We start from the raw sequence: 13,516 nt of genomic DNA, 5'->3' as shown, positions 1-13,516 counted from the left end.
GATGACCCGACCCGATCTCACCTTCAAACAGCGGCTTTCCGAGGACCGCGTCGTCCTGGCCCCCGGCGTCTACGACGCCTTCACCGCCTCGCTGGCGGCGGCAGCGGGGTTCGAGGCGCTGTACCTGTCGGGCGCGGCCATCGCCTACACCCGGCTTGGCCGGCCCGACATCGGGCTGGTCTCGGTCAGCGAGGTGGCGGACACCATCGCGCTGGTGCGCGACCGCGTGCCGACGCCGCTGGTGGTGGACGCCGACACCGGCTACGGCAATGCCCTCAACGTGCAGCGCACCGTGCGCATGTTCGAGCGGGCCGGCGCCAGCGCCCTGCAGCTTGAGGACCAGAGCTTTCCCAAGCGCTGCGGCCACCTGACCGACAAGGCGGTGATCCCGGCCGGCGAGATGGCCGGCAAGATCAAGGCGGCGGTCGATGCCCGGACCAGCGAGGGCACGCTGATCATCGCCCGCACCGACGCGGTGGCGGTGGAGGGCGTCCCGGCGGCGCTCGACCGCGCCCGGCTCTACGTCGAGGCCGGCGCCGACGTGCTGTTCGTCGAGGCGCCGAAGAGCCGCGAGCAGCTCTCCGCCATCGCCACCGACCTCGGCGGCATCCGCCCGCTGCTGGCGAACATGGTGGAGGGCGGTCAGACGCCGATCAGCTCCGCCTCCGATCTCGGCGATCTCGGCTATCGGCTGGTGATTTTCCCCGGCGGCATCGTGCGGGCGCTGGCCCGGCAGGCGCAGGACTATTACGGGTCGCTGGCCCAGCACGGCACCACCCAGCCCTTCCGCGACCGCATGTTCGACTTCAACGCGCTGAACGATCTCATCGGCACGCCGGAGATGCTGGCGCTCGGCGAAACCTACAAGGACTTCCCTCCAAAAAATCCCGGTGCCGCCAAGCGGGAGGACGCAGCATGACCACCCAGAAAACCACAATCGACCCCGTCACGCTGGCCGTCCTGAAGGGCCGGCTGGAGCAGATCGCCGACGAGATGGACGCGACGCTCTACCGCTCGGCCTTCAACCCGATCATCGCGGAGGCGCGCGACGCCTGCCACGGCCTCTACCACGCCGAGACCGGCGCCACGCTGGTGCAGGGCACCAACGGCCTGCCGATCTTCGTCGGCGCCATGGCCTTCGCGGTCAAGGCGGTGATCGACAAGGTGGCGCGGGAGGGCGACCTGCACCCCGACGACATCTTCCTGTTCAACGACCCCTATGACGGCGGCACCCATCTGAACGACTTCCGGCTGGTGCGGCCGATCTTCCGCCAGGGCCGGCTGTTCTGTTGGATGGCGTCGGTCGGCCATTGGCTCGACATTGGCGGCAACGTGCCGGGCAACTTCAACGCGCGGGCCACCGACAGCTTCCAGGAGGGCGTGCGCATCCCGCCGGTGAAGCTGGTCAAGGCCGGGGCGATGAACCATGACCTGCTGGCGATCCTCGCCGCCAACTCCCGCGTGCCGGTGTCCAACTACGGCGACCTGAACGGGCAGCTCAACGCGCTCGACCTTGGCGTGCGCCGCCTGACCGAACTGCTGGACGAGCATGGCGAGGACACCGTCGCCGCCGCCTTCGACGCCTTCACCGCGCGGGCCGAGGCGCTGATGCGCAGCGCCCTGTTCAAGCTGCCCGACGGCACCTACAGCTTCGAGGATTATCTCGACAACGACGGCATCACCGCCGACCGGCTGCGCATCGCGCTCGACCTGACCATCGCGGGCGACCGCATGGTGCTGGATTTCTCCCGCTCCTCGGCCCCCTGCGCCGGGCCGCTCAACATCGCCTATTCCACGGCGGTCGCCTGCTGCTACGTCGCGCTGAAGCACGTCTTCACCGACGTGCCGGCCAACGCCGGCTGCCTCAACCCGATCACCTTCGTCATCCCCGAGACGACGTTGCTGGCGGTGAAGCCGCCCAAGCCGGTCGGCGGCTACACCGAGACCATCCTGCGCGTCATCGGCGTGGTCTTCGGGGCGCTGGCCCTGGCCGACCCGGCCCGCGCCACCGCCGCCCCCTTCGGCACCATCAACGCGCTGTCGCTGGCCGGCCACCGTCCGGACGGTTCGCGCTGGGTGATGTTCTCCTTCTTCGGCGGCGGCTTGGGAGGCAACCCGGAGAGCGACGGGCTGAACCACGCCAACAACCCGATCTCCACCGCCACCATCCCACCGGTGGAAATCCTCGAAGCCGCTTATCCGGTGATGTTCACCCAATGGGCGCTGCGCCCGGATTCCGCAGGGGCCGGCCTGCACCGCGGCGGGCTGGGCGCCGTCTACGAGATCGAGGCGCTGACCGCCGCCGACGTCTTCCTGCTCGGCGAGCGCGGCGTCTTCGCGCCCTTCGGGGTGGCCGGCGGCACGCCCGCGGCGCTGAACCGCTTCGTCTGGCAGAGCGACGAGGGCGAGAAGTCGCCGCCGCTCGCCTCCAAGGTCACCGACGTGAAGATCCGCGACGGCCAGCGCGTGCGGCTGGAGACTCCCGGTGGTGGTGGCTGGGGCGACCCGCGACGCCGCGACGCCGAGGCCGTGGCCCGCGACGTGCGGCTCGGCTACCTCGGCGCCGAGGCCGCTCGCAGCGCCTACGGCGTGGCGCTGACCGACGACGGCGCGCTCGACGTCGCCGCCACCGCGGCGCTCCGCGAAACCCCCGCCGCCTGACGAATCCGGAAGCAAGACCATGAGCAACGGCATCTCCACGGGTGCAATCGTCGGCGTCGACGTCGGCGGCACCTTCACCGATCTGTTCCATTACGACGAGGCGCGCGGCAGCTTCCGCACCGCCAAGGTCCCGTCCAACCGCGGCGACGAGGCGGTCGGCTTCCTCGCCGGCCTGCGGAGCTTCGGCCCGGTCGCCGAGCTGGGCTCCATCGTCCACGGCACCACGGTCGGCACCAACGCGCTCCTGGAGCGCAAGGGCGCCAAGGTCGGGCTGATCACCACCGCCGGCTTCCGCGACGTGCTGGAGATGCGCCGCCGCGACCGCCGCCAGACCTGGGGCCTGTGGGGCGACTTCGTCCCCGTGGTCGACCGCGACCTGCGGCTGGAGGTGGCGGAGCGCACGCTAGCCGACGGCACCGTCCGCGCCGCCGTCGATCCGGAGGAGGTGCGTGCTTGTGCCCGCCGGCTGGCCGAAATGGGGGCGGAGGCGCTGGCCATCGTCTTCATCAACGCCTACGCCAACCCGGCCAACGAGCTGGCGGCGCTGGAGGCGGCGCGCGAGGTCTGGCCCAACGCCAACCTCGAATGCTCGTCGCGCATCCTGCCGGAGATCCGCGAGTTCGAGCGCACCTCGACCACCGCGCTGAATGCCTATCTCCAGCCGGTGGTCGGCAGCTATCTCGCCAAGCTCGACAACGCGCTGGCGGGGGAGGGGTTCGGCGGCCGCTTCCACATCGTTCAGTCGAACGGCGGCGTCATGTCCACCGACACGGCGCGGCGCCTGCCGGTGCGCACCGCCCTGTCCGGCCCGGCGGCCGGCGTCATCGCCGCCGCGGCGATTTCCAAGGCGGCGGGCTTCCCCAACGTCATCACCGGCGACCTCGGCGGCACCAGCTTCGACGTGTCGCTGGTGGTGGAGGGGCAGACCATGCTGGCCGCCCAGACCACCATCGACTTCGGTCTGGTCGTTCGCACGCCGATGATCGAGATCACCACCATCGGTGCCGGCGGCGGCTCCATCGCCGGGGTCGATCCCGGCGGCATGCTCCAGGTCGGGCCGGAGAGCGCCGGTTCGCGGCCGGGACCGGTCTGCTACGGCCAGGGCAACACCCGCCCGACGTTGACCGACGCCAACGTGCTGCTCGGCCGCATCAACGCGGAGCGGCCGATCGGCGGCAAGCTCGCCCGGCTGGACGTGGACGCCGCCCGCACCGCCATCGCCACCCACGTCGCCGAACCGCTGGGGCTCGACGTCATGGCGGCGGCGGAGGCGGTGGTGCGCATCGCCAACAGCAAGATGGCCGGCGCCATCCGCCTCGTCTCCATCGAGCGCGGGCACGACCCGGCCAAGTTCGCCGCGGTGCCCTTCGGCGGCGGCGGCGCGCTGCATGTCGGCGCGCTGATCAAGGAGGTCGGGCTGAAGGCGGCGCTGGTGCCGCGCTTCCCCGGCGTGACCTCAGCGCTCGGCTGCGTCATCGCCGACATCCGCCACGATCAGGTGCAGACGGTGAACCTGCCGCTGGCCGGCATCGACGCCGCGTCGCTCGACCGCCGCATGGTCGAGGAGGCGACCGCCGCCCGCGCTGTGGTGGAGTCCGCCGGTCTCAGCGTCGAGCGCATCGACCTCGTCTTCGAACTCGACATGCACTACATCGGCCAGACCCACACGGTCGCCGTGCCGCTGCCGGTGTCGGTGGCGAACGGGACCACGGGTGTCGACGAGGCGACCATCCGCGCCGCCTTCGAGCGCGCCTATCAGGCGTCCTTCAGCCGGCTTCTGCCGGGGGTGGGCGCCAAGATCGTCAACCTGCGCACCGCCGCCATCGGCCGCCGTCCGCATTTCGACCTCGCCGCCCTGGCCCCGGCCGCCGGAACGACGGTGGAGAGCGCCTACGCCGGTTCGCGGCCCGTCTGGTTCGACGGGGCGTGGCACGAGACGGCGGTCTACAACCGCTTGGACCTGCCGGTCGGCGCCCACATCCAGGGGCCGGCCATCCTGGAGCAGCCCGACGCCACCACCGTCATCGACCCCGACCTGAGCGCCCGCGTCGATGGCTACGGCAACGTCATCGTGGAAAGGAGCGCCCGATGAGCGCCACCGCCATTCCGGCCCCAAATCTCATTGGGCGCACCGCGCTGCTGGTCTGCGACCTGCAGAACGATTTCCTCCACCCGGAGGGGGCCTATGGCCGCGCCGGCCAGACGGCGCCGGAAATCCTGGCCCTGCCGGAGCGGGTGAAGCCGTTGGCCGACCTGCTGCGGTCGCGCGGCGGCTGGGTGATCTCGACCAACTTCACCCTGGTGCCGGGCCGCGGTGGCGAGCCGATGATCTCCCCCCATCTGAAGGCGTTGCGCCCCTTCCTGGCGAAGGGCGACTTCCAACCGGGCGGCTGGGGGCACCGCACGGTGGACACGCTCCAGCCCGTCGATGTCGAGGTCGAGAAGATCGCCTATTCCGCCTTCTACATGTCGCGGCTGGAGTGGGTGCTGCGCAAATGCGGGGTGGAGCGGCTGCTGGTGTGCGGCATCGTCACCAACGGCGGCGTCGCTTCGACCGTGCGCGACGCCCATGTCCGCGATTTCGACACCATCTTGCTGGAGGACGGCTGCGCCGCCTTCACGCCCCAGGTCCACGACGTCTCGGTCGCTGCACTGCGCCCGGTCTGCCGCGTGGCGACGGTCGCGGCGATGCTGGAGGAGCTGTCCGCGCCATGAGCCGCATTCTGTCCGCCGAGGGCGTGACGTTCGAATTCACGGTGCCCGTCGTCGTGATCGGCGGCGGAGCGGCTGGGATGATCGCCGCGCTCGCCGCCCATGAACGCGGGGCGGAGGTGCTGGTGCTGGAGCGCGACGCGCTGCCCCAGGGCTCCACCGCCCTGTCGGCCGGCCTGATCCCGGCGCCGGGCACGCGCTGGCAGCGCGCCGCCGGGATCGAGGACAGCCCGGAGCGCTTCGCTGCCGACATCATCGCCAAGGCGAAGGGGGAGCCCGACCCGGCAGACGTGTCCCGCGTCGCCCGCGCCGTCGGCCCGGCGCTGGAATGGCTGGCCGACCGCTACGGCCTGCCGTTCTCGGTGGTCGACAACTTCACCTATCCCGGCCACAGCGCCCGGCGCATGCACGGGCTGCCCAGCCGGTCGGGGGCGGAGCTGATCGACCGGCTGCGTGGCGCCGTAGAAGCCGCCGGCATCGACGTGCTGTGCGAGGCGCAGGTGACCGCGCTCTACGCCGAGGGCCCGCGCGTGCGCGGCGTCGAGGTCACCCGGCCCGACGGCAGCGTCGAGCGGGTCGGCTGCGCGGCGCTGATCCTCGCCTGCAACGGCTATGGCGGCAACCGGGCGCTGGTGGAGCGCCATGTCCCGGAACTGGCCGACGCGCTCTATTTCGGCCATCCCGGCAACCAGGGCGACGCTCTGCTCTGGGGCGAGGCGCTGGGGGCGGCGACGCGGCACCTGTCGGGGCACCAGGGCCACGGTTCGGTCGCTCATCCCGCCGGCATCCTGGTCACCTGGGCGACGGTCACCGAAGGCGGTGTGCAGGTGAACACCGAGGGCAAGCGCTTCTCCAACGAGGCGCAGGGCTATTCGGAACAGGCCGCCGTCGTGCTGCGCCAGCCCGACGGCATCGCCTGGACCGTCTTCGACGAGCGCATCGCCGCCGTCGCCCGCCAGTTCGAGGATTTCCGGCAGGCCGAGGCGATGGGTGCGGTGCTCAGCGCTGACAGCCCGGCGGACCTCGCCCGTCTGATGAAGGTCGACGCGGACGCCCTGGCTGCCACCTTGGCCGAGGTCGGCCGGTTGAAGGCAGCGGGGGGAAGCGACGGCTTCGGCCGGAGCTTCGCCGGCTCGGCGCCGCTGGTGGCACCTTATCGCGCCGTCCGCGTCACCGGCGCCCTGTTCCACACCCAGGGTGGGCTGGTGGTCGATGACGGCGCCCGCGTCCTGAGCGGGGAGGGCGCTCCGCTGCCCAACCTCTACGCCGCCGGCGGGGCCGCCTGCGGTGTGTCGGGATCGAAGGCGTCCGGCTACCTGTCCGGCAACGGGCTGCTGACCGCGGTGGCGCTTGGGCGCATCGCCGGGGCGGCGGCAGCAGACGCCGTGGCCGCGGACGCCGTTAAGGAGGAAAGCAACCAATGACGCAGTCCCCCCGCAGCCTGTTCGACAAGGTTTGGGACGCCCATCTGGTGGCAACCCGGCCGGACGGGCAGGCGCTGCTCGCCATCGACCGCCATTTCCTGCACGAGGGCTCGTTCCACGCCTTCGGCATGATCGACCACGCCAAGCGCCCGGTGCGCCGGCCGGAGCTGACCTTCGCCGTCGCCGACCATTACGTGCCCTCGCACAGTCGCGCCAAGCCGATCGCCGATCCGGAAATCGCCAACATGGTGACGATGCTGGAGGCGAACGCCGGGCGCCACGGCCTGCGCCATTTCGGCCTGCACGACCCGGCGCAGGGCATCGTCCATGTGCTGGCGCCGGAGCAGGGGCTGACCCTGCCGGGCCTGACCATCGTCTGCGGCGACAGCCACACCTCCACCCACGGCGCCTTCGGCGCGCTCGCCTTCGGCATCGGCGCCACCGAGGTATCGCATGTGCTGGCGACCCAGACGCTGTGGCAGCGCCGACCCAAGACCATGCGCGTCACCGTCGACGGCGAGCTGGGCGCGCATGTGACGGCAAAGGACCTGATCCTGGCGGTGATCGGCTTTATCGGTGCCGACGGGGCAGCCGGCCACGTCATCGAATACGCAGGAAGCGCCATCCGCGCCCTGTCGATGGAAGGCCGGCTGACCGTCTGCAACATGTCGATCGAGGCGGGGGCGCGGGCCGGCATGATCGCCCCCGACGACACCACCTTCTCCTGGATCGAGGGGCGGAATTACGCTCCGAAGGGTGACCTGTTCGACCGCGCCGTCGCGCATTGGCGGACCCTGCCCAGCGACCCGGAGGCCGCCTTTGACCGCGAGGTGTCGCTCGACGCCGCGGCCATCGCCCCGTCGGTCACCTGGGGCACTAGCCCCGAGACCGCGGTGCCGGTCACCGGTACGGTTCCCGATCCCGGCGCCGAGAGCGACCCGGTGCGCGCCGGCCAGATGCGCAAGATGCTCGATTACATGGGGCTGACCCCCGGCACGCGGCTGGAGGAGGTCGGCATCGACCGCGTCTTCATCGGCTCCTGCACCAACGCCCGGTTGGAGGATCTGCGCGCCGCCGCCGCTGTTCTGCGGGGCCGCCGCGCCGCGGTGCCGGGGCTGGTGGTTCCGGGATCGGTTCCGGTGCGCCGTCAGGCGGAGGCGGAGGGGCTGGACCGCGTCTTCACCGACGCCGGCCTGGAATGGGGCGAGCCCGGCTGTTCGATGTGCGTCGGCATTAACGGCGACCTCGTCCCGGCCGGCGAACGCTGCGCCTCGACCACCAACCGCAACTTCCCCGGCCGCCAGGGGCCGAACGCGCGCACGCATCTGATGAGCCCGGCGATGGCTGCCGCCGCCGCCGTGACCGGCAAACTCACCGATGTACGGACGCTCGATGTCCGCAAGCAGGGAGCTTCATAAGGATGGACCCCTTCGTCACGCTGACCGCACCGGCGGTGCCGCTCGACATCGCCAACATCGACACCGACCAACTGCTCCCGGCGCGCTTCCTGAGGAAGCCGCGCAGCGCCGGTTACGGCAACTTCCTGCTCCATGACGAACGCAAGCCGGGCTTTCCGCTGGACGACCCGGCCTATGCGGGCGCCCGCGTGCTGGTGACCGACCGCAATTTCGGCTGCGGGTCGTCGCGGGAGGGGGCGGTCTACGCGCTGGTGGACGGCGGATTCCGCTGCGTCGTCGCCCCCAGCTTCGGCGACATCTTCGCCGCCAACGCCGCCAAGAACGGCCTGCTGACCATCACCCTGCCGGAGGAGACGGTGGCGGAACTGCGCCGCCAGTTGCAGGAGAGGCCAGGCGCCGCCGTCACCGTGGACCTGCCGGCCCAGACCCTGACCGGACCGGACGGCCGGCCGCTGCCCTTCGCCATCGACCCGTTCAAGAAGGAATGTCTGATCGAGGGCCTCGACGATGTGGCCCTGACGCTGCGTCACCAGGACGCCATTGACGCCTTCGACCGCGCCGACGCCGAGGCCCGGCCCTGGCTGGTGCCAGGAACTTGACGGCTTGATGGCGGATTACGGTGCCGCGTCGCACACCACCCGGTTGCGGCCGCCGTTCTTTGCGCGGTACAGCGCCTCGTCCGCCCGAGCCAGCACCGCGGCGACGCTGCTCTCGCCCGGCCGCAGCGCGCTGACTCCGATGCTGACGGTGAAGGTGAGGACGGACCCGGCGCCGTTGGCGATGCGCACGTCGGTTCCGGCCAGTGCCCGGCGCAGCCGCTCCGCCAGCAGCGCCGCCCCCTGCGGCGGTGTCTCCGGCAGCAGGATGGCGAACTCCTCGCCGCCCAGCCGGCCCAGGACGTCCGCGCCGCGCACCATGGACCGGCAGACCCGGACCACCGTACGTATGGCCTCGTCCCCGGTGGCGTGACCGTAGGTGTCGTTGACCTTCTTGAAGTGGTCGATGTCCAGCATGATCGCCGACAGCGGCTGACCGTTGCGTTGGGCCCGCGCCACCTCGTCGGCGGCCCGCGCCATGAATCGCCCGCGGTTCAGCGCCCCGGTCAGCGAATCGGTGGTGGCAAGCCGCTCCAACTGGCGCTGCATGTCGACCACGCGGGAGGCGGCGAGCAGGCGGGCGCGCAGCCATGTCAGGTCCAGCGGCTTGCGGAGGAACTCGTCGGCGCCGTTCTCCACGACCTCGAAGAACTGGTTGGTGATGCTGCCGGGGATCATCAGCATGAGATAAAGGTGCCGTTCCCGCTGCGCCGCGCGCAAATGCCAGCAGACCTCCACGCCCTCCATCTCGCCGACGCGGAAATCGACGAGCGCGATGTCGATGGGCTCGTCGCGGCAGCGGGCCAAGGCCATCTGGCCGCTTTCGGCAAAAGTCGCCTGATGGCCGAAGCCCTCAAGCTGCTGGCACAGCACAGTGCGCGCCATGCGCGAATCGTCCACCACCAAAATCCGCATGCGGCCTCCACGACCATTGCTTCAGAGAAGCACAAAGCCCTGAAGGAAACATTACAACCGTATGGATTTTCGAATGAGCCCGCATCAAGGGAATGCAAGCGCCAATTCGGCTGAAAAACGCACGAATCCAAACGGAATGCGCTGAAAATTGGAAGATCCTAAACGAGGGGCGGTGTTTCGCATTTGAAACAGAAAATCGGTGGCGGATGGGGTGGGATTCGAACCCACGGTGGAGTTGCCCCCACGCCAGTTTTCAAGACTGGAGCCTTAAACCGCTCGGCCACCCATCCAATCAACGCCTTCAAGGGCTTAGCCTTGCGCGTCGGGGGACCATCGCCTGCTGATCCCCGCTTTGATCCCCAAAGACGGAGCCTGATTTCGGCTCTCCGCTTGCCGGGGATCGGAAGCGGGGGGAACATGCCGTGTCCCTGGTCCGGGGTCAACTCGCTTTTGAGCCCCGTTGTGCAGCGAACACCGACGTTGAACGTGAGGGCGTCACATCCGGATCGGGCGGCCCAGGTTCGACAGTCGCTTCGTCGGCTTCGGGGGCGTGGGGGAGTCGGAGAAATCGGGCAGGCTGGGGGCGCGGCTGATGACCTTGCGGATCATGACGCCGGTCGCTTCCAGATCCTCGATCACCGTGGCCGAGACGCGGCCCGCGTAATGTGGGCGGTCCAACTTGGTGCGCATCTCCTCGATGATCTTCAATTCCGGCTCGAACAGTTCGCGGGCGCCGATGGGAAGCGCCTGATCGTCCCGCATCCGTTCGAAATAGTTCCGCGTGGCGCGGGCCAGCAGGCCGGTCAGCAACAAGTCGATCCGTTCGAACTCCGTGCGCAGGTCGGCCAGCTTAGCCGTGTTGACGGTCGTCAGGCGCTCTTCCGTCAGCGCGACGAGGGCGCGCACCTCTTCCACCTTCCGGCGGAAGCCGAGGAAGGAGGAGAAGCGATCCTCTTGAATGTCGCGCTGCGCACGCGCGCCCAGAGCGATCGCCTCGCCGGCCTGCTGCTCGATGGCCGTCAGCAGTTCTTCGATCGCTCTACGCCCGCTGTCCTGTCCCCAGACCATCGTCTTGCCGCCTCTCCCCGCGGATGGACGCTCGCTCGGTTTCCGAGTCGGCCTTGAGGATGCGCGAAAAAATTTAAGAAATGTCTGACCCGTCGCGCAGGTCGAGCAGGACGGGCGTATGGTCGGACGCCTTTTCCGCACCGCGTGGGCGGCGGTCGATGCGGCAGCCCTCCAGACGGTCGGCGGCCTGCGGAGACAGCAGGAAATGATCGATGCGCAATCCCAGGTCCCGCGGCCAGCAGCCCGCCTGATAGTCCCAGAAGGTGTAGGCGTGGTCGTCGTCGTGCAGCGCGCGGTAGGCTTCGGTCAGACCCAGATTCAGCAGGGCGCGGAACTTCGCCCGCGATTCGGGCTGGAACAGGGCGTCACCGGCGAAGGCCACCGGGTCGAAGACGTCGCGCGGTTCCGGAATGATGTTGTAGTCGCCGCCCAGAACGAAGGGGATTTCCTGGGCCAGCAGGCCGCGGGCATGGGCGTGCAGCCGGTCCATCCAGCGGAGCTTGTAGGCGAACTTCTCCGTCCCGAGCGGATTGCCGTTGGGCAGATAGAGCGAGGCGATGCGCACGCCGGCCACCGTGGCCTCGACATAGCGGGCCTGCTCGTCCTCCGGTTCGCCGGGCAGACGGGTCAGCACGTCCTCGTGCGGCGCCTTGGAGAGGAACGCCACGCCGTTGTAGGACTTCTGCCCCACCGGCGTGACGTGGTAGCCGAGGTCTTCGAAGGCGGCGCGGGGGAAGGCCGCGGTCTCGCACTTGATCTCCTGCAGAAGCGCGACGTCCGGGGACTCCGCGCGCAGCCAGTCGGTGATCAGCGGAAGGCGGGCCTTCGCCGAATTGACGTTCCAGGTGGCGATCTTCACGTCGTGTTCTTCTTGTTCGGCAAAGGCCAGGGGAGAAAGGAACCGTCAGGCGGCGAAGGAGTTGCCGCAGCCGCAGGAGGCCGTGGCGTTCGGGTTCTTGATCTGGAAGGCGGCCCCCATCAGGTCCTCGACATAGTCGAGGGTGGAGCCGGCGAGCAGGTCCAGCGAGACGTCGTCGGTGACGACCTTCACGCCGTTCTTCTCGAACACATGGTCGTCCTCGTTCGCCGTGGCGTCGAAGGCGAAGCCGTACTGGAAGCCGGAGCAGCCGCCGCCCGACACGGTCAGGCGCAGCATCAGGGCCGGGTCGCCCTCATGCTCGATCAGGAAGGCGACGCGCTTGGCGGCGCTGTCGGACACGGTCAGAACGCGCGCACCCTCTTGCGCGGTGGCGGGAAGGGCGGTGTCGGGCATGGGACGGACCTCAGGGTTTCGCGGAACAGACGACACGATGACGAATGTAAGGGTGCGTCCGCCTTTCGTCAAAGGCATGTCCGGTCCTCTCATGCCTGACCTGCGGTTTGCCTGCGTGCGGCTGCCGGATGTCTCGGCGGGTCTCCGCCTTCGCCGTTGCGCAGCGCGGTTTGCGTCGGTAGTGTCCGCGCCATGACGGCGGACTTCTTCCAGGATCGCCCGGCGCCCTATGGCTGCGACCCCGCACAGACGCGCGGCCGGCTGTTCCAGGAGCCGGAAAGCCCGACGCGCTCGTGCTACCAGCGCGACCGCGACCGCATTGTGCATTCCGGTGCCTTCCGCAAGCTGAAATACAAGACGCAGGTCTTCGTCTATCACGAGGGCGACTATTTCCGCACGCGCCTGACCCACAGCCTGGAGGTGGCGCAGATCGCCCGCTCGATCAGCCGCGCGCTGGGGCTGAACGAGGATCTGGCGGAGGCGGTGGCGCTCGCCCACGATCTCGGCCACACCCCCTTCGGCCATGCCGGGGAGGACGCGCTCGACGCCTGCATGGCGCCCTACGGCGGCTTCGCCCACAACGACCAGAACTCTGCGCATCCTGACGATGCTGGAGCGGCGCTACGCCGATTTCGACGGGCTGAACCTGACCTGGGAAACGCTGGAGGGCGTGGTCAAGCACAACGGCCCGCTGCTGCCGCCCGGCGGCGGCAACGATGGTGGCGGTGAAAAGCTGCCGACGACGCTGGCCGCCTTCCAGGAGCGCTGGGACCTGGAGCTTCACACCAACCCGGGCGCCGAGGCGCAGGTGGCGGCCCTGGCCGACGACATCGCCTACAACAACCACGACATCGACGATGGTCTGCGCGCCGGCCTGTTCACCGTGGACGAGGTGGCGGAGCTGCCGCTGGTCGGCCCGGTGGTGCGGCAGGTCTGCGACCGTTATCCGGGGCTGGAGCGCTCCCGCCTGATCCACGAGACGATCCGGCGGATGATCAACAACATGATCGTCGACCTGCTGGCCGAGACGCGCGAGCGGCTGGACCGCCACCGCCCGGGCAGCGCTGCCGAGCTGCGCGCCCTGCCGGAGGCGGTCGTCAGCTTCTCCCCCGCGATGTTCGAGGCGCAGCGGCCCTTGCGCGCCTTCCTGAAACAGCGCATGTACCGCCATTACCGGGTGAACCGGGAAATGAGCAAGTGCAAGCGGGTGGTCACCGCCCTGTTCGACCTGTTCATGGCCGAGCCGAACACCCTGCCGACGCAATGGCAGGAGGATGTCGCAAAGCAGGGAGGGCAGGGGGACCGGACGGTGCTGGCGCGGCTGGTCGCCGACTACATCGCCGGGATGACCGACCGCTACGCGCTCGCCGAATACGCCCGCCTGTTCGACATGGACGCCAAGACCTGAACGGCTAAGACCGAAACGGCTAAGACCTAACCGGCCCAGAC

General features: G+C 69.6%; 11 protein-coding genes, 1 tRNA gene and 1 pseudogene. 8 read left to right on the top strand and 5 right to left on the bottom strand.

The window, feature by feature from the left end:
* Position 1: 1 nt before the first annotated feature.
* Genes ACWPN7_RS05895 through leuD form a run of 7 tightly spaced genes read left to right on the top strand, consistent with a single transcriptional unit; the run spans position 2 to position 8,814 of the window.
* Positions 2-919, top strand: coding sequence for an isocitrate lyase/PEP mutase family protein (locus ACWPN7_RS05895; protein WP_459198117.1), 918 nt, complete (start codon positions 2-4; stop codon positions 917-919).
* Positions 916-2,661: a hydantoinase B/oxoprolinase family protein gene (locus ACWPN7_RS05890; RefSeq protein WP_459198118.1), complete on the top strand. Its 1,746-nt coding sequence runs from the start codon at positions 916-918 to the stop codon at positions 2,659-2,661. Before ACWPN7_RS05895 ends, ACWPN7_RS05890 begins: the two co-directional genes overlap by 4 nt.
* 19 nt (positions 2,662-2,680) lie before the next feature.
* A complete protein-coding gene (locus ACWPN7_RS05885) occupies positions 2,681-4,753 on the top strand; it encodes a hydantoinase/oxoprolinase family protein (RefSeq protein ID WP_459198119.1) in 2,073 nt (690 codons plus the stop codon).
* Positions 4,750-5,376 (top strand): cysteine hydrolase family protein, encoded by a 627-nt coding sequence (locus ACWPN7_RS05880; protein ID WP_040133989.1) that lies wholly within the window; start codon positions 4,750-4,752, stop codon positions 5,374-5,376. The genes ACWPN7_RS05885 and ACWPN7_RS05880 overlap by 4 nt, the downstream gene beginning before the upstream one ends.
* Complete coding sequence (locus tag ACWPN7_RS05875) at positions 5,373-6,797, top strand: FAD-dependent oxidoreductase (RefSeq protein WP_459198120.1); 1,425 nt, start codon at positions 5,373-5,375, stop codon at positions 6,795-6,797. Before ACWPN7_RS05880 ends, ACWPN7_RS05875 begins: the two co-directional genes overlap by 4 nt.
* The gene (gene leuC, locus ACWPN7_RS05870) at positions 6,794-8,215 is read left to right on the top strand and encodes a 3-isopropylmalate dehydratase large subunit (protein WP_459198121.1); all 1,422 of its coding nucleotides are present in this window, start codon (positions 6,794-6,796) and stop codon (positions 8,213-8,215) included. Before ACWPN7_RS05875 ends, leuC begins: the two co-directional genes overlap by 4 nt.
* 2 nt (positions 8,216-8,217) lie before the next feature.
* A complete protein-coding gene (gene leuD / locus ACWPN7_RS05865; protein WP_459198122.1) occupies positions 8,218-8,814 on the top strand; it encodes a 3-isopropylmalate dehydratase small subunit in 597 nt (198 codons plus the stop codon).
* A gap of 15 nt (positions 8,815-8,829) precedes the next feature.
* On the opposite strand, the gene ACWPN7_RS05860 is transcribed toward leuD, so the two are convergent.
* From ACWPN7_RS05860 to erpA, 5 genes are all read right to left on the bottom strand, one after another.
* Positions 8,830-9,726 carry a diguanylate cyclase gene (locus ACWPN7_RS05860; RefSeq protein ID WP_456523269.1) on the bottom strand — a complete coding sequence of 299 codons (897 nt, stop codon included), beginning with the start codon at positions 9,724-9,726 and terminating at the stop codon, positions 8,830-8,832.
* 200 nt (positions 9,727-9,926) lie between these two features.
* Positions 9,927-10,016, bottom strand: a tRNA-Ser gene (locus ACWPN7_RS05855).
* 205 nt (positions 10,017-10,221) lie between these two features.
* Positions 10,222-10,794 (bottom strand): hypothetical protein, encoded by a 573-nt coding sequence (locus tag ACWPN7_RS05850; protein ID WP_149651482.1) that lies wholly within the window; start codon positions 10,792-10,794, stop codon positions 10,222-10,224.
* 73 nt (positions 10,795-10,867) lie between these two features.
* A complete protein-coding gene (locus tag ACWPN7_RS05845) occupies positions 10,868-11,653 on the bottom strand; it encodes an exodeoxyribonuclease III (protein ID WP_149651483.1) in 786 nt (261 codons plus the stop codon).
* A gap of 45 nt (positions 11,654-11,698) precedes the next feature.
* Complete coding sequence (gene erpA / locus ACWPN7_RS05840; RefSeq protein ID WP_040134010.1) at positions 11,699-12,067, bottom strand: iron-sulfur cluster insertion protein ErpA; 369 nt, start codon at positions 12,065-12,067, stop codon at positions 11,699-11,701.
* Between the two features lie 192 nt (positions 12,068-12,259).
* Here erpA and ACWPN7_RS05835 point away from each other — a divergent pair.
* Positions 12,260-13,475 (top strand): annotated as a pseudogene (locus ACWPN7_RS05835) (deoxyguanosinetriphosphate triphosphohydrolase).
* The last annotated feature ends 41 nt before the right edge of the window (positions 13,476-13,516 follow it).

The organism is Azospirillum sp. UENF 312511, from assembly GCF_058780635.1.
The sequence above is the reverse complement of the archived record's forward strand: the minus strand, read 5'-3'. Positions and strand labels throughout refer to the sequence as shown.

Excerpts from the sequence above, each read along its gene's own strand:
- ACWPN7_RS05895 (WP_459198117.1), top strand. The coding sequence starts at position 2 with ATGACCCGACCCGATCTCACCTTCAAACAGCGGCTTTCCGAGGACCGC.
- ACWPN7_RS05890 (WP_459198118.1), top strand. The coding sequence starts at position 916 with ATGACCACCCAGAAAACCACAATCGACCCCGTCACGCTGGCCGTCCTG.
- ACWPN7_RS05885 (WP_459198119.1), top strand. The coding sequence starts at position 2,681 with ATGAGCAACGGCATCTCCACGGGTGCAATCGTCGGCGTCGACGTCGGC.
- ACWPN7_RS05880 (WP_040133989.1), top strand. The coding sequence starts at position 4,750 with ATGAGCGCCACCGCCATTCCGGCCCCAAATCTCATTGGGCGCACCGCG.
- ACWPN7_RS05875 (WP_459198120.1), top strand. The coding sequence starts at position 5,373 with ATGAGCCGCATTCTGTCCGCCGAGGGCGTGACGTTCGAATTCACGGTG.
- leuC (WP_459198121.1), top strand. The coding sequence starts at position 6,794 with ATGACGCAGTCCCCCCGCAGCCTGTTCGACAAGGTTTGGGACGCCCAT.
- leuD (WP_459198122.1), top strand. The coding sequence starts at position 8,218 with ATGGACCCCTTCGTCACGCTGACCGCACCGGCGGTGCCGCTCGACATC.
- ACWPN7_RS05860 (WP_456523269.1), bottom strand. The coding sequence starts at position 9,726 with ATGCGGATTTTGGTGGTGGACGATTCGCGCATGGCGCGCACTGTGCTG.
- ACWPN7_RS05850 (WP_149651482.1), bottom strand. The coding sequence starts at position 10,794 with ATGGTCTGGGGACAGGACAGCGGGCGTAGAGCGATCGAAGAACTGCTG.
- erpA (WP_040134010.1), bottom strand. The coding sequence starts at position 12,067 with ATGCCCGACACCGCCCTTCCCGCCACCGCGCAAGAGGGTGCGCGCGTT.